Origin of the sequence: Sphingobacterium puteale, assembly GCF_003627955.1 — a bacterium.
In the GTDB taxonomy this organism is placed as follows: domain Bacteria; phylum Bacteroidota; class Bacteroidia; order Sphingobacteriales; family Sphingobacteriaceae; genus Sphingobacterium; species Sphingobacterium puteale.
On record NZ_RBWS01000025.1, the window covers coordinates 65,334 to 84,967 of the forward strand.

The following is a 19,634-nucleotide window of genomic DNA, read 5'->3' on the forward strand; positions in this document are numbered from 1 at the left end:
ATGTCTTGTCCAGGCCATATCTTTGTGATATAATTTTGAAATTAATATGCAGATCATATTTTTTGTTTTGTCGGGACTCTTGATTCTCCTTAGCTTGCTTCCTTTTATCCGGTGCCAGCACTGGGTCTTTCGTGTGGCCGAATTTGTGAAATTGCAGCTGCTGGTTTTTCAGGTACCGGTACTGGCCTGGGGATTTTATCTTGTTGCGGACGCTCCCTGGATATGGAGCATACAGATTCTTCAGGCGCTGTTGATTGGCTATCACGTATTTATCTTGGTGCGCTACACCAAATTTTGGCGGAAAGAAATATATGAAAAGGGGAAAGACGCTTCAGATAGTATTAAAATTATATCCTGTAATATCTTGCAGTTCAATAAAGAGTACGACCGTTTTATAGATCTGATCCGGAAAGAGCAACCGCAGATTTTTGTGACAATGGAAAGTGATGCGGTTTGGGAAAATGCCTTGCGTGAATTGGAATCAGACTATCCTAATGTGGTCAAAGTGACCTTGGATAATACTTATGGCATGCATTTTTACACCAAGCTCAAGGTCAATAAAAGTTGGGTGCACTACTTTGTCGCTGATGATATTCCGAGTATCGAGGCTGAATTGGAGACAGAAGACGGTCACCGTTTTATATTTTTTGCGGTGCATCCACCGCCACCAAGTCCTACGGAAGAAGAGAACTCCAAGGAACGGGATGGTGATCTGCTCAGCGTGGCGAAAAAGGTGCGCAATTATAAAATGCCGGTAGTGGTGACGGGCGATTTTAACAATGTGGCCTGGGCAAGGTCCTCAGTCCTGTTTAAAAAAACAAGCAAGCTCATCGATGCACGGATCGGACGTGGCATCTTATCGACCTTTCATGCCAATTATTGGTTTTTCAGGGTTCCGCTGGATCTGCTGTTTCATAGTCCAAATGTATTCATAGACAAGCTGTTTATTTATCCTTCGGTAGGTTCTGATCACTTTCCCATGGGCTGTACCTTCTTTATAGATCGCTATTCGGATGAGCAGGCGGAAGATATCGAAGAACTTGAAAAGGGAGAAATGAGCGAAATCAATGAACTGATCGCGGAGGGACGCAAAGAGGAGAGTGACAACCGTGAATAGTTTGCGCATGCGATGGGCTCCCTGATTCTGGCTATTGTCCGATCCGTAGTTGATATTCCTTTGCTGCCGCAACAGAGAAATAGCCCAATGCGTTGTTGGAAATATTGGATTTCGGATTCCCGGGTGCGGCGTTGCTGAGATTGTTGCTTTGGTACTCGTTCCAATATTGATAGGTTTTCTGGTCCACACAATAGCGGCGTATTGTAATTGTGTCACCCAGGGATAGGTCTTCCTCCTGGTCGGTTATATAATGGGTTACTTTCAGTCCGTCGTTAAATTGGTCGGACTCTGCCCGTGCAAAACGAAAGGGACCGCCATTGGTGGAGAGGGTATAAATATAATAATTGGAAATTTTAGCCGGATCTTTAAAGGTCAGTGCCGCAAAATAATAATTTTCTCCGCCGAGATTTTTTTCGGAAATATGGGTTGACTCCACGGCAACATAGGTGGGCATCCGGCAGGTAGAGCCATATTGCTGCTTTTGGACCTCAACAAGCAACGTATAGGTCCGGCCGGAAAGGGGCTTAAAGGTACGATGGATATAATAGCCGTCTTTCTCATATTGAAAGGAGTAGTTCCTATTTTCATTGTCTTTGACCCATACCGTTGCTCCTTTGATCCCGGAAGTATTGATGGGATCGTCGAATCCGACAGATCGTGAAATGCGTATCCGCTGGACTGAACTGGCATCGGATAGCTGGGCATCAATAACAATGCGTGCGGTAGCCTCATTGAGATCAAGGTCCATTTTTTCCTCACAGGAAGAAATCAGCAACAACAGACCGCATAGGATAAAAGACAGTTTAACATTCATAAGGTCTAAAATTTAAAGTTCCAGGTGACGGAAGGAATGATTCCGAATAAAACAATTTTGTAAGCTTCGGTGAGATTGGGGTTGTCCTTATTTTCCCGAAAGTCAATGGTATAAGCATTTTTGCGGTTGTAGGCATTGTATATGCCAATTGTCCAGCTCGAATGAAAGCGTTTGCCGGTTTGATTGGAGGCGTAAGTCGCTGACAGGTCCAGGCGGTGATAGTCAGGCATGCGGTAACCGTTTCGCTCGGTGTAGTAGAACATGGATTTGCCGTTGACAAGGTATTTTCCGCTTGGAAAGGTAACGGCATTTCCGGTGTTGAAGACAAATGTTCCGCTGACTGTCCAGCTGTCCGAAAGGGCATAATTGGCCACAACTGCGAAGTCGTGTGTGCGATCCTGCCGAGCATTGAACCATTTTCCGTCATTGATTCCGTTAAATTTACGTCGGCTTTTGGAAAGGGTATAGCTGATCCAGCCTTTAAGACGGCCGCTGTTCTTGCGTAGGTGCCCCTCCAGGCCGTAAGCCCGACCAATACCAAAGAGCAGCTCCCCTTCGAAATAGGCATCCGCCTGTAAGGTGGCCCCATTGCGTACGTCAATTTGATTGCCCAGACGTTTATAATAGGCTTCGACCGAAAAATCGTACTGCTTGTTCACAAAAGTACGGAAGTAACCAAGGACAGCCTGGTCTACGCGCTGTGGTTTGATATGGAGACTACTGAGTACATACCGATCGGTGGGCAGGCTGGCGGTGGTATTGGTCAATTGATGCAGGTTCTGCACGATGCGGTTGTACGAGGCTTTTAAGCTGCTGCGTTCATCCAGCATCAGACTGGCGGAAAGACGTGGTTCCAGATTGATATAGTGTTTGGCAATCTGGCTGTTATCCCGTTTTTCGGAAACAGGCTGTCCGTTTTTGTCAAATTGATAGAAAGTCCGTTTGCCCAGGACCATAAAATCATGGACATGGATACCGTACTGTAACGACAGGTTGGTGGTAGCTTTCCATTCGTGGGAGATATAACCACCGAGATCAATACCGCGCTGGCTTTCAATGGCCGTCGGATTGACAGACTGATTTTTGCCCGAAGAGAGATTGGCCGGCCGGATGGACTGTGCCAGTGCGCTTACCCCCAACCGGATGGTATTATTAACATTCGCATAATAGGAAAAATCCTGCTTAGCATTGACGTTCCGGATGTTGGAGACCATCTGAAAATCGATCTGCTCGCTGGAAACACCGGCCTGATAATTGAATCCGCTATAGATAAGTGAGGTGTTGCTGGATATTTTATTGTTAAAGCGGTGGTTCAACCGTGCCGTTGCTGTAGTATTCCCCCAGAAAAGATGAAATAGGTCGCTGTACTTTAATCTGTCTTTGCCATGATAGCCTGATAGATATAGGTTTGATTTCTTGCCCAGACTAAAACTGAGCTTGGCATTCAGATCATAGAAATACAGACTATTCTTATCCATGTCTTTGCTTTTCGCCAGTTTTAAAAAGGAATCGGCATAGGAACGGCGGGCACTGAATAGAAAGGAGCTCTTGTCTTTTGCAATTGGGCCCTCCAGTTTGAGCCGCGAAGCAACTATACCCAGGCCGCCTTCGCCGGAGAACTGCTTTTTGTTGCCATTCAACATGGAAATATCCAGTACAGAAGATAGACGTCCGCCATATTGGGCCGGTATGCCGCCCTTATAGAGCTGTACATCCTCGATCGCATCCGAATTAAAGGTAGAGAAAAATCCGAGGAGATGCGAAGCATTATACACGGTAGCCTGATCAAGGAGGATCAAGTTTTGTCCACCGTCACCACCGCGCACATGAAAATTGGCAGAGCCTTCACCACTGCTCTGTACACCAGGCAACAACTGTATGGTTTTAACGAGGTCTTTCTCGCCAAAGATGACGGGGACATCTTTAATATCCTTCATATTGAGATGAGCCGTGCTCATCTGTGGATCGTCGATGGCTTCGCCCTTTTCTTTGGCTGATACGACGACCTCGTCCATTCGCTTGGTAAGGGGCTGTAACGCAAAGTTTTTTTCAAGTGTCTGCCGTAATTCGAGCGTCGCTACCTGTTGCCGATAGCCCGTGTAACTTACCGTTACCAGGTGAATACCTTTAGGAACCGTGATCTGATAATGTCCTTGCTGGTCTGTGGTCGTGCGTATGCCGTCCTTTATGGTAATAATGGCTCCGCGTAGCGGTGTTTGAGTAACGGAATCGCGAATGGAGCCACTTAGCAGTGCGTCTTGTGCGGAGGCAAGGAAAGGGGATAGTACAATTGAAATGGGAAGAAAACAGGAAATAATCGAGCTCATTTTTAACGCTGGTCTGGTTGATTTCTGAACAATAAAAAACAGAATGACGTATTAACCTTTTATTAATATTTATTGCTATAGTTTAAACGATTTTAGCTGCATAGTAGTCTCTTTTATTGATGTGGTTTAGTAACTATGTAACGCTTTTGGTACATGAAATATTGTTCTAAGCGCTTTATTTGAATGGTAGATTTGCTAGTGATCAGTGGGTAGATCTGTCGAACCGAAAACCAGATGCCTGATATTTACTTAGAAATGTGTAAATTAATGGCACAAATGTATCCTGTAAATCTAACTAATGGGTAAAGATTATCATTATAAAATGTCTGGCGATGAGCTGCAGTCGAGGACCATTGATTTTTTGCGTTTCCCGCTGATTGTGGGTGTGGTATTTATCCATACAGATTTTTCAGATATTGTTATGAAGGGCGTAAAGCAGATCAGCTTTGTTGACTACCCCCTGTTCTCGCATATCTTTTTCTTATTTTCCAAAGTTATTTTCGAGGTCTGTGTACCGCTTTTCTTTTTTATTTCAGGTTTTTTATTTTTCTATAAAACAGCTGGTTTTTCTATGGAAATCTACCTGCAGAAATTGAAAAATCGTGTCCGTTCGCTGTTGGTTCCTTATGTTTTCTGGAATCTGTTGGTCATCTTATTCCTTTTGCTTGCACAGTCATTTTTGTCGGGCAGTTTAGTTTCAGGAAGAAACAAATTAATAACGGATTATAGCCTGCTGGACTGGCTCTGGTCCTTTTGGGATACCTCTCAGGTTAACCCGCACTCGGAGAAATCGTTGCCTGTTAATTCACCCTTTTGGTTTATCCGTGATCTGATAGTTGTAGTGCTGTTTTCGCCTATATTCTATATCCTGATTAAAAAACTGCGGACTTATGCCGTAATTATATTGGGATTGCTCTGGATTTTTAATCCCTTTTTTTATTTGCCGGGGCTGAGTACGGTTTCTTTCTTTTTCTTCACTGCAGGGGCGTATTTTAGCATCAACAATAAAAACTTTGTCAGTGGTATGCGGCCGATGCTATCGATCGCCGTGCCTTTGTATGTCCTGCTTGTTGTGGCACAGTTATTATTTCTGAACAAAAGCTGGTGGGTTGATTTATACTGTGCGGGAATTAGCATAGGTCTTATTGCTACGGTGTCAGTCGTTGCTCATTTTATAGGAAAAGAAAGCTGGCGTACAAACAGGTTCCTGGCCAATAGCAGCTTTTTTATTTTTGCCTACCATCGTTTACCTTTGGTGTTTGTTATTAAGTTTTTATTTAAGTTACTCAAGCCACAGTCTGAAGTCTTATTGCTGTTTCTGTACTTTTTCTGCCCCGTTATTATCATTGTTTTTGGTCTGATGATTTACAGTTTTTTAAAGCAGTTCTGGCCCCGGTTTATGGCAATTGTCAGTGGCGGACGTTAATAGAGTTTATGAAAAGATATAAAAAGCCTGTCATTATTCTGTTTGTACTGGTTATCGGGGCATTGCTGGTCAACTATGGACGTAAGATGTTCATTAAAAACAAGTATAAGCGAATTAAAACGGAATATGTTTTTACGGATGTCATCAATCTTGGCTGCACCTCGGTAAAACAACAGGGCGCATCGAATACCTGTTGGTCTTATACCGGTAATTCATTTCTGGAGTCGGAGATGATCCGAATGGGAAAAGAGCCGGTCGAAATTTCACAGGTTTATACCGCCAGGCAGGCCTATGTGGACAGGGCGCATAATTTTGTGCGTCTCCACGGAGGTCTGACGATGGGCGAAGGGGGACAATTACATGATGTTCTGAATGTATTTCGCAAGTATGGTGCGATGCCGGGGGCTGCTTACACAGGCTTACGTGGCAGACAAACCTATAATGATTTTAAGAAAATGACACCCATGCTGAACGCCATGCTCAAAGTGCTGATAAAGAGCAGGCCATTGACCCCAAACTGGGAGCAGGCCTACCGCGCAACACTTGATGCTCATCTTGGGGAGGTACCTCAACAATTTGACTTTAAGGGCAAAACCTATACGGCGCGATCATTTGCGGATCAGGTGATCGGCATCGATCCTGATGATTACATTGGTTTTGCTTCTGTAACGGATCAGCCGTACTACAAGCCTTTTGTGCTAATGGTGCCGGACAATTGGTCATTTGACCGTTTTTATAATGTGCCGATGCAGGATCTAACGGAAATTATAGATAGGGCATTGCAACAGGGCTTTACCATTGCCTGGACAACGGATGTGTCTGAAAAGGGGTTCTCATGGCCTTATGGTATTGCTTATGTTCCCGAAAAACCCTTCGACAGTATGTCCGGCGAAGAGAAAAAGGCCATGTTTGTCAAGCCGATGCCCGAAAGGAAAGTGACTCCCGAAGAGCGGCAGAAGGCCTTCGACAATTGGGAGACCACCGATGATCACGCGATGCATATCGTAGGGCTAGCCAAGGATCAGCATGGTAAAGAATATTACCTTGTTAAAAATTCATGGGGGAAAGCCAACGATTTTAAAGGGTATATGTATGTCACCAAAGAATTTGTCAGCTATAAAACGATTACACTGATGTTACATAAGGCGGCGCTGGATCTGTCCCTGCGGACGAAATTAAAGATCGAATAACATAAAGACCGGAGATTCCCAATTGTTTCCATAATTGTGTCTGTGATTTGTGGTATGAACTACGATAGACACGCGATACAACGATTTGGATTTTTGGTGATAATAGGAATTATTTTGCTGACAGATTCGGTCAGTGCGCAGGAAAATAGGCCGTTGCCGGATAAGGTGCACCATGCCGAGCCACTATATAATGATCTTGTTCGTGATCTGGGCGCAAGAAAAGGGGAGAAGGAGTTTAATGTGGGGGCTGATATCAAAAAAATGGATAGGACAGATGAGTATGGCTATTTGGCAGAATATGAGTTTGCACCCATGGACCGTCTGGGGCTAGAGGTGGAAACCGATTTTGCCTATTCAAAAAGTAAAACGGCCGATGTTTCCTCGGGCAATGAACTCGAAAGGTTAAGGCTGTCATCCCAGTATTCCTTTTATGTTTCCAAAAAACAGGCGACAACATTGGCCATAGGCTATACACAGATTTTTAATTTCGTGGATGGAGGTACTGCGTTCAATCCCTTTTTTGTAGCTGCGAAAAGCTGGCACACCAACTGGCATACATTAATTTATACCGGGCCAGAAATAGCTTATCATTATAAATCACGTACAACCGAAATGAACTGGCAGATCAATACTTCCTTGCATTATACCTTGCCAAAAACCGACCATTTTATTGGCCTTGAGGTGAATCAGGAAGTTGCCGGAGGCCTGTTGGAAACAACACTTCGGCCACAGGTTAAATTGGGGCTGAGCAATAAATTGGCCATCGGTATGGCGGTCGGCTTTCCGATAGCAGGAAAGGAAAACGCGATCAGCTCATTTTTTCGCCTGATTTATCAGCTTTAAACACTCCTAACTGCTTTGTACAATTGTCGTATGCAAGACAAATGACGAAGAAAATATATGTTTGTTGTTTATGAATTCATGTGCTGTCAGCTTAAATTATAAATTATTTCTTAAAATATGATACAATATATTGGTATCGTATAAATCCACTGATCTTAACAGGTTCCGTTTTGTTTCATAAGGGATAATTTTTGGTCTTACCCAAATATCAAACGTTACACTAAAAATTTACTCTTATAAACTTCGTCCAGATAAGCACCCAAAGAGCGGGTTCTTTCGGTGTCCGTATTGCTGATATAGCGCTGAAACATCTGTTCGGTACTATGTCCGGTTGCTTGCATAAGTAATGGTGTCGGTATCTTCCCGTAAAAATTGGAGGCAAAACTGCGTCGGCCGATGTGACTGGTAATGGCCTCCCATTTTTGTATCAGTTTTTCTGTCGACCTGAAACCAGTTCGGGTGCGAACTTTGATCAGGCTATTTATACCGGCCAGGCGCGCGATTTCCTTAATCTGTTCATTGTATTTCTGAGCGGAAAGTTTTGAAGGGAAGTCGTTTCCATTAGCAGACATAATATGTACGACAGTAGGATGTAAGGGAAGCAGAATTGTCTTTTGTGTTTTTTGCTGTGTAAACGAAAGACAGGGTTTTCCGTCCAGGATTTCCATCATGTCCAGGTTAAAATTCATGAAATCTGAAACGCGTTGTCCGGTGTAACAGCTGATGGTTAGCCAGTCCTTGGCTGCCTTCAGTTCCGGGGGGACAACAGTTTCTTTGATACGGATGAGCTCATCTTCGGTAAGACTGATGACCCGGTTATATTTTTTAATTTTTGGGAGTTCCAGTTCGTAAACGAAGGTGCGTATTCCTCTTTTTTCTAAAAAATTCAGGACAGTGCGAACAAAATATATAGTCCGATAAATGGTACTGGAACTGTAGGATTCCAACTCTCCGAATCTGATAAAATCTTTCACAAAATTGCTATTTACTTCGTTGAGCATCAGGTTTTTTTGCTGAAAACCTTCGAAGCGCTTCAGCATACTGAAAAAGACCTTGTATCGCCGATGTGTATTGCCGGATATGAGGTGCAGACGGTTCTGGATAAAGTTGTCCGTTGCTTCTAACAGACTTCCGGGTTCATAAGGGCTTTCTTTTATAATGCAACATTTTTTTATGAGCCGGGTCAAAACATTGAGTGAAAATTTACGTTGTTTAGATGCGACCTCTTTCAGGTAACTGGATACCGAAATTTTGATTGTATCTAATTTTGCGTTAAGCTTTTTATAGATTTTTAGGTAAATGTTTTCCGGGCGCTGTTTATCTTGATTCCAACGATTGGGATTGATCTTTAAGGTTGTTTTTACGACAAACTCTTTTTGTTGTTCATCAATAAATTTTAGGGCAATCTGGGATGTTGAGCCTATACTCAACAGGGTAAAATTGAAAATCATCGCGTACACTTTTTACTAATATCTGAGTATAAAGATAATAGTATATACGAATTAGTCTAATTCAGACTACAATTTCACTTACTCAAATATACCGTTTTTATTTTAAATGCGTGCAAACGATTGTGTTAAAATAACCATGGAATTAAAAAAAATACCCAATCATTAGCTGAATGGGTATGGTATAAAAATGTTTAAAATTTATAGCATTGAAAACCAGGTGATAACATATTTTTTTTAGTCTGAATTAGACTAATATTATTAGCCCAAGTGGTTATTTAGAAAATGTTTAAAAAACCTATCGTAGCATAATGATGAAATCCAAGCGCAATTATATACAACCAAAAGTTGAGGTAATACTTGTCGAACCGGAGAATTCTTTTTATAAAATTTCTGCCGGAAGAGACGTGGAAAAAATAAAACCCGATTGTAACAAAGTGTCGGACATTAAATTGTTGGAAATGAAAATACTTCCTTCTTAATCTTTTGATGATTTGTAGTGATGTACTATAGTTTAATGTAAAAAATAAGCACACATGGAAAACAAGATTAAGTTGGTCTTTGCGGATGACTGCAGGCTTCAGCAAAAAATTATTGAGCTGCTTTCGACGCAACTTGATCTGTTCGACTTGCAATTTATGGCAGATAACGGGAGCGAATTGCTGCGCTATCTCGGTTCTTGCAAAGTATTGCCCCAGATCTGTATTTTGGATCTGCATATGCCCGTTATGAACGGGATTGATACGGTACGTGAAATAAGCCGTCGATTTCCATCCATCAAAGTATTCGGATATACTGCTACGGATAGTCTGATTGAAATAAATGATTTTAAGAGGAATGGAGCGCTGCAGGTGTTTTCAAAACGTGATCCGAAACAGATGCTGGGATTAATTTGCGGTTATGGAATGATGGGGGCTCCATATGAGAGGCCTCTGGTTGTTAGAAAAAATATTTCAATCATTTCGCATGAAAATTCCTGATCAACTAGGCAATATCACGACCGTCGGTTTCCGGTTTTTTGGTTTTAGGAGCATCCCCGACCAGGACCTCGAACAAACCGGCGGGGATTTTTTTACGATAGTCAAGACCTTTGAGCCGATTGATATTTTCGTTGAGAAAGAAAAATATCATCTTAGGGCAGACCAGATGATTTTTGTTGGTCCGGGTAGATCCATCGACATGTCAAATCTGCGTGTGGGCAGAGGTTATGTGCTCCGTTTCACTGCTGAATTTTATGAACGTTCGGTCGAGGATACCGCCACTATTCATTCACCCGTGTTCTTTGGGGAACGTCCGGTTCTCTATCATGATTCTTGCTTTGCTGAACATGTTTTTAATCAGCATATTACGATCCGGCTCGGCAGGGCCAGCATGCAGGGGAACTATATATTTGATCTTGTTGCACATCACTGTGTGGAATCGCTTTTGTTGGATGTGTATCATGAGGTATCGGCCGGCGGTCAGATGCTGCAGCAAAAGAACACAAGTGATATTGGACTGGTAAATCATTTTTCAATGTTGATTCATAAACATTGCAGGGAATATACCTATGTGCAATTTTATGCCGATCAGCTTCATGTTACTGCGCGTAAGCTTACGGATATATGTATGGCGACCACCGGAAAAACTGCCAAATCAATGATTTTGTCCGTTTTGGTGCAGCAGGCTGTAAGGTATATCAAGCATACCAATCTTTCCATTTCACAGATATCCTATGAAATGGGGTTTAATGATGAATCCAACTTCCGGAATTTTGTGAAAAAGCAGACCGGTCATATTCCGCGTATGCTGCGGGGAAGTTAGTTCAGATGAAAGTCTAAGAAAATTATGGCATATGAAAGTTGATCGCTTATGCTTGATCGTGGTTATGTTGTTTTTTGAGCTGTTCAATAGCAGGAATGCTATGGCGCAACAAGCTTCATTGACAATTCGGATGGGGGATTTTATCTCGGTCTGTCATATTCCGGATCATGTTTATTTTTCATCGGCTGGCGGTGGAGCGATTTCTTTGGATTCTTTGGTTGTTACCGTCCCGGGGCCATTTGAGATGCGCGTAATCAGCGAACACATCGATATTGGGAAAGCTGACGGAAGCAGGTCTGCTATTCCGCCTGCTATGCACTTTATCAGAATAAATGGGCTGGGACTGATAACGTTTCCGCTTCAATATCAGCTAAATACCTGTGTTTCAATAACTGCTTTATAGCTATTGAGTTTCGGTCTCGGGCTTAAAATACAAGAAGGGCCTTCTGCTGATGCTACCTTTGCATTTGGGCCTGGGTAAAGGTTTTCGTTGCAAGACTTCACGCCCCACATATTTGCGTAACAAGCTATAGATCCTTTCGGTGCTAAAATTGATTTTGTAATTTTCCTGAAAATCATCGACCATCTGTTCGAGTGTCCGCGGTTCGGTAAAATAATCCGATGCATAAACAACATAGGCGATCAGTTCGCGCTGCCGTCTCAGGTCCTCATTGACAGCTTCATTTGCGGGGTTGATTTTCTGCTTAAGCAGGAAGTTTTGTTTCTGGGCGGATGTTGTTTCTTTAAAGATCCTTAAGCCTGGAAGATTTTCGGTCGCTATGACCAGCGCTATCTTGGGATTGAAAAAATCTGCGAGCGGAATGGAGAATGGCCGACATATTTTTGCGACATGTTCGACGGGGATGGTGAGCGTTTTATTGTAATGACTGCGCAGCGGTCCTGCCGTTAAACCGGCGAAGCTTGCAAGACCGTTGAGCGAGAGTCCTGTCTGATTCATAATCTCCGTAATCCGTGATGAAATCAAGGTGGCCAATGCATTGTCCGTAACTTTTCCCATTTTTTTCTTAAATGATGTCCTGTAGCACATCGCATCAATTGTCCATGCTGTCACCTCGATCAAATGGCAGGCTGCTGATAAGTTAAGAAGTTTCAGGGATAAATCGTCAGCTTCTTATGTTGCAGAGACTGGCAATAGGTGATGTGGATTTTGAGCTAATAAGCTGGCTTTCAGGTGTAAAAAAAATAATGGAACGAACGCCTTCGTTCCATTTTATCCATTAATATTATCAAGTCGAACGCAAAAAAAATGACTTGATGGTTCAAAAGTAGAAAATATAATTGGAACTTTTCGTGTGAAAATTGACGTTAATCGTGTTAAAAAGTGTGAAAAAAGTATTTTGTAGAGAATGGGCTACACTAAAAAGGCGGCTAGGTATTGCCTAGCCGCCATCTGATATGAGGTGTAAAAAATACCTTATTATTTTAGTTGGTACGTACGCAACGAACGTTTTTAAATGTGGTCCGTAATAGGTCTAAACCTACTAGCTCGACGTTTAGGGCTTCAGCTGTTGTTGAAGCTTTTACAAATGGATCTCCAAAAGGTGCGCCAAGGAAGGTACGTCTTGTTGTAAAGGCATGATATCCATAATAACCTACTCTTGTGCCTAAAAGATCTAAAAGAGGACCCGCTAATACGGGGGAATCCGTCCAGAATGCTGCTGAGGTATTATAGCTGTCGCCAAGAATGTCTATACTCGTTCCAATAATTCTGAAGCCCAATAGATCGGCATTAAGTGTTGATAGTCCTAATCCTAATAATCCTTGTCCACTAGAACCAATCTGTGAAAGTAAGGCTGTATTAACAATTTGTCCATTATAGAAAATGCGCATATTGTTTAAATTTGAAGTGGAAGATCCGAAGGCGTTTGTGCCAGTTGTTCCACCTCCGGTAATCACATATTGTGCGTGATTGCCACCATTTGTTCCAACGGAAGATTCCGGTGCTGGATCCGCAGCTCCCAACAATGTGCCTACAAGATTCAAAACATTATTTAATACTCCTGTTGAAGAAGTTAATGTTGATACTTGAGTGCCGGTAGGTTGTTTCCAAAATCCCTGAGGATATACTCTTGTACATGGGTCTCCTTTTTGTGCAGCAGTGGATGGGAATCTTGCAGCTACCAAAGATCCATAAGAAAAATAGCCATCAGCTCTACTTCTTTGTTCATTTGTCGCATAGAAAGCAAAATTACGGAGAGGATCGGTACCGCCTCTATCATATAAGTTAGAACGGCTCCATTTTACAGCATTAGTGCCAGTTCCAGTGATCAGTGGTGATTCGACAACATTTAGCAACAAATGATGACTTTTCCCTAATTCAGGTGTGACCGAAAAATTAAAACCTGTAGCTGAAGCGAAATAGGTACGAGGTAAACCTCCGTCCACATGGTTGACGGTTAAGTTTTGCAATTGTACGGAGATAGCGCTTTGTGCTGCGGTTGAAGCAGTATACACGTACGCAATTTTAGCGTCATTGTACAATGGGTCAATATTTTTGAAGTCCGCATAGCTAAGTGTTGGTGTAAATGTAGCGCCCGCAGTAACTGCACCGGTCAGTAGATTGATACTTCCTGTCGCTAAATTCAAACCTGACACTGATAACGTCGGCGTCCCTGTCATATTACCGAAAACACCGATGGTATTTAGTTCTATACCAATGCGAGAAAATGCGTGATTGAATAAGATGTTGATGCTCGGGCTAGTTGCTAAGTTAACTGTGCCTGAAGCGTATAAGATATCCTTATTCTGCGGAAGTGCGATTGCTCCACTAGCTGGCGTTAATGACGGTGCGTCATCTTTTGAGTTGTAAGAGAGTGCTACCCAAGTATAAGAGCTCGCAGGATCGAGCCCGTCAATAGTGCCTGCTGAACCGGATTGCAATTCTTTGGCTGCAACTAATGTGCTTCCAGAGTAGATGTACACGACATATTTTGTATCTTGTTCCATATTCTCCGTAACACCGGGAGCAGCATCGGCTGCCGTACCATTTAATCGCGCTGCACTAGTATTGCTGGTTTTTACAGGAACTGTATTGTCTATGGAGACCGCCATGTCAACATCGGAAAAAGAATAAATTTTTGGCGGTGTGGTTTTAGTGGAAGAGGAAACTCCCATGCGCTTTACACCCTCATCATTGTTGGTTTTAATCCCGCCTACAGCGATGGTCAATTTGTCGCTTTTCGTGTCAACAATTTCTGTTTTTGAATCTTTGGAGCAGCTCGTTATTAACGAACCGGGTATTGCAAGTATTGCCATTGCGACAACCCAGTAAGCTCCCCTTTTTTGTAGAAATTTCATTTTGTGCTTTTCTGTTTGTTAATGAATTACAATACTTCCTAAGATGCTTCACCGTTATTGGTTTCATCTACTCCAGCTCCCCAGCCGTTCGATTGTGGAGTCGAACCCGGTTGAGCTTGTGAACCTGCAGCAATGCCTTGCTCAAGCTCGATAACGTGCTCCTTAATGGACGGAGCAACGTACATTTTTTTTGCGTTCTTATTCATGATAATATTATTTGGATAATCCATGCTATTGCTAACATGGGGTTTAAAAATTAATGGACAATTTAATTTATCATTGTTAAAAATTTAGAAATTGACGTTTTGATAAGCTATTTGTCTCTGCGTACAGACAAATGTTGTTGTTATCGCGGTGCCAATTTGATATAATATTCCTATTAATGCCTTTATAAATTTATATATGTTTACTACTTTTTCCTAGTTTGGCTAAGTACAATATATTTTGAATTGTAATATTACGATTAAATATCAACTTGTGCAAAAAAAAATTGTAAATTATTTTCTAACATAAAATTCATTTGATATTTAAACATGTTTCCTTTTCATCGATTTATTGTCTGTCTCTTTTTTATATAACTGTCTTTTAATGTAAAATAGCGGTGTTTTTTAATACTTTTTATTGCATCACATGACAGTGATACTCTGCTTCAACAAAGAAGTTTGTGTTTTGTTTTAAATTTCATTCATATTTTATCGGTGATTATTTGTTTTATAATTAACATGTTTGAATAGTTAGTTCTCGGTAGTCTATATTTTCGGTATCCACGTGCTTGATTATTCTTCTTTGGTGTATATTGAATGTTTTAATATAGCTAATCAATTTCTTAATACTAATCACTTCTGTTTAAACTAAAATATAGAGCGGCTTGCTTTCTTGTGTATTTATTGATAAGCAATGGTTATGGTATGTATTTGTTGTTTTAGAAAAATATATATCGACCTGTATTTTTTTGCTGTTCTTTGTTTTTTATTTTCATAATAATTAAAGTGTTTAAGCAATTAATATGCTTTGAATTCCTCGATTTCGGTTCATAGCTAAACCTCATTTTCTAATCCGTTCTAAAAATTGCGGCCATCTCTTTCCCGTGGCCGAGTTCTCGAGGATCTTACCTTAATTCTCATGTAAATGTCATTCAAATAGTCGTTTTTAAGTTGGCTTGTAGTGCTTTAGCTACAGGAAAATAATCATCATCCGAATCTCTTTGGTCCCTTTCGAATATTATCTACTTTCGTGCAACTTTTGATTTGGAAGTGTCATATTATTCTATGATAAATATCTGTTTATTAATTAGATAGAATATTTTTTGTAGTGTGTATAAATTACACAAACATAAATTGCTTTAGAACATTAAAAATATAAAAAATGAAAACGAACACAAAAAATTTGGCTAACCTAAATGGCCGTCTTCCTTATGAAACTCCTTGTGTGAATGCGTTACATGTAGAACTGGAATACAGCGTTGCTGCAGGTTCCAATCAAGGTTCTGTTAGTGGTCCGATGACCGAATCTTGGCAGACAGAGACGCAAAGTCAGGATGTAGAGTGGTAGTATTTAGGATAATTAAATTAATAGTGATATAAACAATCATTTTTATGAACAGGTTTACGACAAAATTCGGTTTATCTTCTCTTTTGGCATGCGTAATTTTTATTTCATCATGTAGTAAAGATAATAATAGCGTGGTCATTCCGGACGGATCAAGCGTACGTTTAGATATAGGGCAGGCGTTTGCGCCAGAAGGTCCGGTAAAAGCGGCTTCAGTTGGTCGTTCTTATGCTTCGGCTGCACAAACAGTAGAAATTCCGTTTGACAATCAATATACATTGGTGGCGACGTTGACCGCTGAAACCGCAGCGGCGCAGGGATTAAAAGCATCTAACCGTGCGGCTACCGTTTCGACAGGTACTGATCAGAAAGCATTGAAACAAGGTACTGTTTATTATGTTGCAATTTTTGATGCAGCGGGTGACTATAAAGAAACAAAATCTTTTACACAGGGAAATGGTACGCAGGATTTTGCAATTGAAAAAGGAAAATATACTTTCGTAATTTATGCGTCCGGTACCAATAAGACGTTGCCTTCAATTGCCCCTGGATCGAAGCTGAACACCGTGAATTTCGCTGGTCTAACTGCCGATAAGGACTTTATGTTAGCTCAGGTTCCATTTGAGGTTAAAGATGGACAGAATCTATTGAATGCTGATCTGGCGCATTTATTTACACAGGTGACACTGAAATTTGACGCCTCGCAGTTGGGCTCAGTAAGCAGTATTGCGGGGGCAACAATTGCTCCTTCCAGTGCAGCTGTTGATGTGTCGCTTACAAATGGTGCATTGACCTTTATTGGGGCTGCAAATCCGGTAGCATTCAATCTTAAAAATACCAATGGAACAGTAATCAATTCGGATTCTACCTACATCACAACCGCTGCTACAACAAATGGAACAATAGTATTGTCTGGAGTTTCAATCGCTGGAAGTGTTGCAAAGAATTTAACCAAAGGGGGATGGAACCTTAAACCTGGTGTGAAATATCAGTTGGATATCACTTTGAAAAGGCCAATTGACGTAAATATCGGTGGTAGTACTTGGGGACTTGGAAATTTAGTTTACAACCCAAATACGGGCAAGTATGGCTTTGCAGAAGCGAATAATGCAGCCGGCGATTATTTCTTTGCTGATTATGTGTTGCCTAAATTTATTCCGACATCCAATACAAAGGATCCTTGGATTTACCAAACTCCTTCAAGAGAGCGAAATGGTGCGGCAGGTGACCCTTGCAAATTGGTGGATGGTAATACTTGGAGATTGCCAACTGAGCAGGAGGCTAGTGCATTGATCCAAAGGACAAACCCCAATAGTGCTGAAAATCAACGTAGCGATGCGGCAGCTAGATGGGTAGATACATTTAGTGGTAACGCTGGGGGCAAGATGGGAATGTTCTATGGTGTATATAATCATCCTGGGGCGGCAAGAGATCAGTATTTATTTATGTTATTTGCTGGTCAATATAGCACGTCTAATACATTAAACGGTGAGAATAATAAAGCTTATTATTTGATTACGGCTAATGGCGGTGGATACAAAAAATTTGAAATGGGTGGATCCAAAGGAAGTATTGGTTGGGACTGTCAGATTAATGGAATTGGATCCGGTGATGCTGTGCAGGTGCGTTGTGTACGAAATTAAGATACTGAAAGATCTATTTGAATAATAAGTTTAACGGAGACGCCTTTCCTTTTTGGGAAGGCGTTTTTTTTCGTTCCAAATTATTTATTAAATTCGCTTGGCCTACGCTGCTGATTTTTCAGGGTGTTATTTTCGGATAATTGGAAATTATGGAATTTGGAGTTCATCGTGTGATCGGAATAGAGCGGGAGGTTTCGGCTATTGCTGATGCAATGGCAACAGACAATTATACCGTCCTTTTTGTGTCGGCAGGTGGCTGCCGGATTCAGATTGATAAAAAAATGGTTGAGGTAGACGAATACAGTCTCGTTCTGGTGCCAAGGGGAGTTAAAATTGCATTTGATCCGGAAGAGCGGCGTGCTTTTTTAATTATCTACTTTTCTGAGAATTTTTTTGCACGTACAGACATCGATGCTTCATTTATCCGTAGTTTTAAATCATTTGACAGACGACAGTATACCTATCAGGTGCTAAATGTCCCTCAGGAATACGCGACTTATTACGAGTTTGTTGGACTGCAGCTCAAGCTCTCCAAACAAAACTATAACCAGGCTATCTATCGTGACCTGGCACATAATATTGTGAAGCAAGTGGTTTTGCTCGCAGCGATTTACATGGAAGAAAAAGGGCCGGGTGAGCTGTTGGGGTATAATATGGATTTGGTACGCCGCTTTGAGGATCTCGTAGAAAAAAATGTAAAAAAGGAGAAACGGGTGATGTATTATGCCGGCGTGCTCAATATAGGTAGTAAAAAACTAACCAGTTTAACAAATGAAGTGCTTGGAATTACACCAAAAGATGTGATTACTGGCGAATTGTTGCGCGTGAGTAAAAAGTCATTGGTGGAGTCTTCGCTCAGTATTAAGCAAATCGCCTGGGAACTGGGCTATACCAATGTAAATAATTTTAGTACGTTTTTTTTGAAGGAAACCGGCGTAACTCCAAAAGAATACCGAAAGCGCTGGCAAGGATAAGTTTATTCGCTCCTGTTTTTATACTTTTTAGACCGAAATTCATACTTTTCGCCTTATTTGACATTGTATTTTTGTGTTAGTCAAACACCCTGCACGCCTTATGAAAATCATAAAAATACAGGTGTCATAGGATACCTGCATTTTTATGTGTTTATACCGATCGTCACCCGCCAATGCAATAATTTTATTGCAAGCGGGAGGAATGCTGATCCTGTAATTCGTCAATCGTTGTTAAAAGTGAAGCCAAAAAAGGTCAATTATCAGATGATTTGCTGTTTAATGGTGCGGGGTAACCTGTATTTTTTTAGCCGGCAATGCCCTGGGATTTACTGTTGTTGAAATGATCTGCCAAGCTTTGATTCTGGATCGGCGAAGTTTTTAACATTTCACGCACCGGATATTTTTCTGCGATTTTCTGTAGTGCTTCGAGATGTCGCTCATGATGCAGGTCCGTGCCCACAAAATCATACATGCCGGATTTTAATAAAGTCATTGCAATTGCTTTTGCATCAACGCCATAGTATCGGCTGAGGGAAAGTAAATTGAGTTGCAATAAACAGCCCGCGTCCTTGATCTGCTTGTAAATATTGAAATTGTTATGGTAATAATTATAACGTTCGGGATGCGCTAAAATAGGTTTGTAGCCCAGTTTTTGAATATCCCGAATGGTATGAAATAATGCTTTGGACTCGGACAGATAAGACATCTCGATCAGCACATAACCGCCGGGTATAATGCAAAGTTCATCCTGTTGAACAAGGGATGCCAGGCCGTCATCAATCATGTGTTCGGCCGCCGCAAAAATCGGAGTATCGTTTCCGATGTCTTTAAGACCGCTGATTAAGGCCGTCTGTGCCGCTTCAATCGTAGATTTGGTATTGGGATGTACGCCGGCCATAATATGCGGGGTGCAGATAAATTTCTTCAATCCCAATTTTTGTAAGGCCTGAATATAGCTTATTGAATTTTTTACTGAACTGCTCCCATCGTCAATACCGGGCAAAAGGTGATTGTGCATGTCTACTTCCAAAAATTCCAGCTGGGCCAAAGGTCGGACCGCTGGCGACTTTTTAGAGTTGAATATTTTGGTAAAAAAATTCATAATAGCTGATTCAAGTATATGGTTTTGTCTGTTTTATAGGATGTTTTACAAACAATATGCCAGTTTTAGCGTTTATGAAGA

Annotated in this window: 17 protein-coding genes; 10 read left to right on the plus strand and 7 right to left on the minus strand. The window is 41.4% G+C overall.

The genetic code is table 11. The features are described 5' to 3' along the window. Nucleotides 1-46 precede the first annotated feature (46 nt). Nucleotides 47-1,117 carry an endonuclease/exonuclease/phosphatase family protein gene (locus D7322_RS24990; RefSeq protein ID WP_121126908.1) on the plus strand — a complete coding sequence of 357 codons (1,071 nt, stop codon included), beginning with the start codon at nucleotides 47-49 and terminating at the stop codon, nucleotides 1,115-1,117. Between the two features lie 31 nt (nucleotides 1,118-1,148). On the opposite strand, the gene D7322_RS24995 is transcribed toward D7322_RS24990, so the two are convergent. After that, nucleotides 1,149-1,931: a DUF4249 domain-containing protein gene (locus D7322_RS24995; protein WP_121126909.1), complete on the minus strand. Its 783-nt coding sequence runs from the start codon at nucleotides 1,929-1,931 to the stop codon at nucleotides 1,149-1,151. Between the two features lie 5 nt (nucleotides 1,932-1,936). Further along, a complete protein-coding gene (locus D7322_RS25000; RefSeq protein WP_121126910.1) occupies nucleotides 1,937-4,258 on the minus strand; it encodes a TonB-dependent receptor in 2,322 nt (773 codons plus the stop codon). 298 nt (nucleotides 4,259-4,556) lie between these two features. Between D7322_RS25000 and D7322_RS25005 the strand changes: the two genes are divergently transcribed. The 3 genes from D7322_RS25005 to D7322_RS25015 are packed head-to-tail and all read left to right on the plus strand — an operon-like array spanning nucleotide 4,557 to nucleotide 7,717. After that, entirely contained in the window at nucleotides 4,557-5,684 is a 1,128-nt protein-coding gene (locus D7322_RS25005) for an acyltransferase family protein (RefSeq protein ID WP_220700170.1), read from the plus strand. Between the two features lie 8 nt (nucleotides 5,685-5,692). Next, complete coding sequence (locus D7322_RS25010; protein WP_121126911.1) at nucleotides 5,693-6,874, plus strand: C1 family peptidase; 1,182 nt, start codon at nucleotides 5,693-5,695, stop codon at nucleotides 6,872-6,874. Between the two features lie 54 nt (nucleotides 6,875-6,928). Further along, nucleotides 6,929-7,717, plus strand: coding sequence for an HAEPLYID family protein (locus tag D7322_RS25015; RefSeq protein WP_121126912.1), 789 nt, complete (start codon nucleotides 6,929-6,931; stop codon nucleotides 7,715-7,717). A gap of 215 nt (nucleotides 7,718-7,932) precedes the next feature. Here D7322_RS25015 and D7322_RS25020 read toward each other — a convergent pair whose 3' ends face one another. Continuing rightward, on the minus strand, nucleotides 7,933-9,168 hold the full coding sequence (locus D7322_RS25020) for a tyrosine-type recombinase/integrase (protein ID WP_121126913.1): 1,236 nt from the start codon (nucleotides 9,166-9,168) through the stop codon (nucleotides 7,933-7,935). A 533-nt stretch (nucleotides 9,169-9,701) separates the two neighbouring features. Between D7322_RS25020 and D7322_RS25025 the strand changes: the two genes are divergently transcribed. The 3 genes from D7322_RS25025 to D7322_RS25035 are packed head-to-tail and all read left to right on the plus strand — an operon-like array spanning nucleotide 9,702 to nucleotide 11,371. Next, the gene (locus D7322_RS25025) at nucleotides 9,702-10,145 is read left to right on the plus strand and encodes a response regulator (RefSeq protein WP_121126914.1); all 444 of its coding nucleotides are present in this window, start codon (nucleotides 9,702-9,704) and stop codon (nucleotides 10,143-10,145) included. Continuing rightward, nucleotides 10,132-10,968, plus strand: a complete 837-nt coding sequence (locus D7322_RS25030) for a helix-turn-helix domain-containing protein (RefSeq protein ID WP_183078841.1) — start codon at nucleotides 10,132-10,134, stop codon at nucleotides 10,966-10,968. Before D7322_RS25025 ends, D7322_RS25030 begins: the two co-directional genes overlap by 14 nt. A 31-nt stretch (nucleotides 10,969-10,999) precedes the next feature. Then, nucleotides 11,000-11,371, plus strand: a complete 372-nt coding sequence (locus tag D7322_RS25035) for a hypothetical protein (protein ID WP_121126916.1) — start codon at nucleotides 11,000-11,002, stop codon at nucleotides 11,369-11,371. On the opposite strand, the gene D7322_RS25040 is transcribed toward D7322_RS25035, so the two are convergent. From D7322_RS25040 to D7322_RS28640, 3 genes are all read right to left on the minus strand, one after another. Then, nucleotides 11,372-11,986: a hypothetical protein gene (locus tag D7322_RS25040; RefSeq protein ID WP_121126917.1), complete on the minus strand. Its 615-nt coding sequence runs from the start codon at nucleotides 11,984-11,986 to the stop codon at nucleotides 11,372-11,374. Between the two features lie 425 nt (nucleotides 11,987-12,411). Continuing rightward, entirely contained in the window at nucleotides 12,412-14,286 is a 1,875-nt protein-coding gene (locus D7322_RS25045) for a fimbrillin family protein (protein ID WP_121126918.1), read from the minus strand. 38 nt (nucleotides 14,287-14,324) lie between these two features. Continuing rightward, on the minus strand, nucleotides 14,325-14,471 hold the full coding sequence (locus tag D7322_RS28640; protein WP_183078842.1) for a hypothetical protein: 147 nt from the start codon (nucleotides 14,469-14,471) through the stop codon (nucleotides 14,325-14,327). Nucleotides 14,472-15,651: 1,180 nt separating this feature from the next. Between D7322_RS28640 and D7322_RS25055 the strand changes: the two genes are divergently transcribed. The 3 genes from D7322_RS25055 to D7322_RS25065 all read left to right on the plus strand — a co-directional run bounded on the left by D7322_RS25055 (nucleotide 15,652) and on the right by D7322_RS25065 (nucleotide 18,451). Further along, nucleotides 15,652-15,837, plus strand: a complete 186-nt coding sequence (locus tag D7322_RS25055; protein ID WP_108635179.1) for a hypothetical protein — start codon at nucleotides 15,652-15,654, stop codon at nucleotides 15,835-15,837. Nucleotides 15,838-15,881: 44 nt separating this feature from the next. Next, nucleotides 15,882-17,477, plus strand: a complete 1,596-nt coding sequence (locus D7322_RS25060) for a FimB/Mfa2 family fimbrial subunit (RefSeq protein WP_121126920.1) — start codon at nucleotides 15,882-15,884, stop codon at nucleotides 17,475-17,477. Nucleotides 17,478-17,626: 149 nt separating this feature from the next. Beyond that, nucleotides 17,627-18,451 (plus strand): helix-turn-helix domain-containing protein, encoded by an 825-nt coding sequence (locus D7322_RS25065; protein WP_121126921.1) that lies wholly within the window; start codon nucleotides 17,627-17,629, stop codon nucleotides 18,449-18,451. A gap of 304 nt (nucleotides 18,452-18,755) precedes the next feature. Here D7322_RS25065 and D7322_RS25070 read toward each other — a convergent pair whose 3' ends face one another. Continuing rightward, nucleotides 18,756-19,553: a tyrosine-protein phosphatase gene (locus tag D7322_RS25070; protein WP_121126922.1), complete on the minus strand. Its 798-nt coding sequence runs from the start codon at nucleotides 19,551-19,553 to the stop codon at nucleotides 18,756-18,758. Between the last annotated feature and the right edge of the window lie 81 nt (nucleotides 19,554-19,634).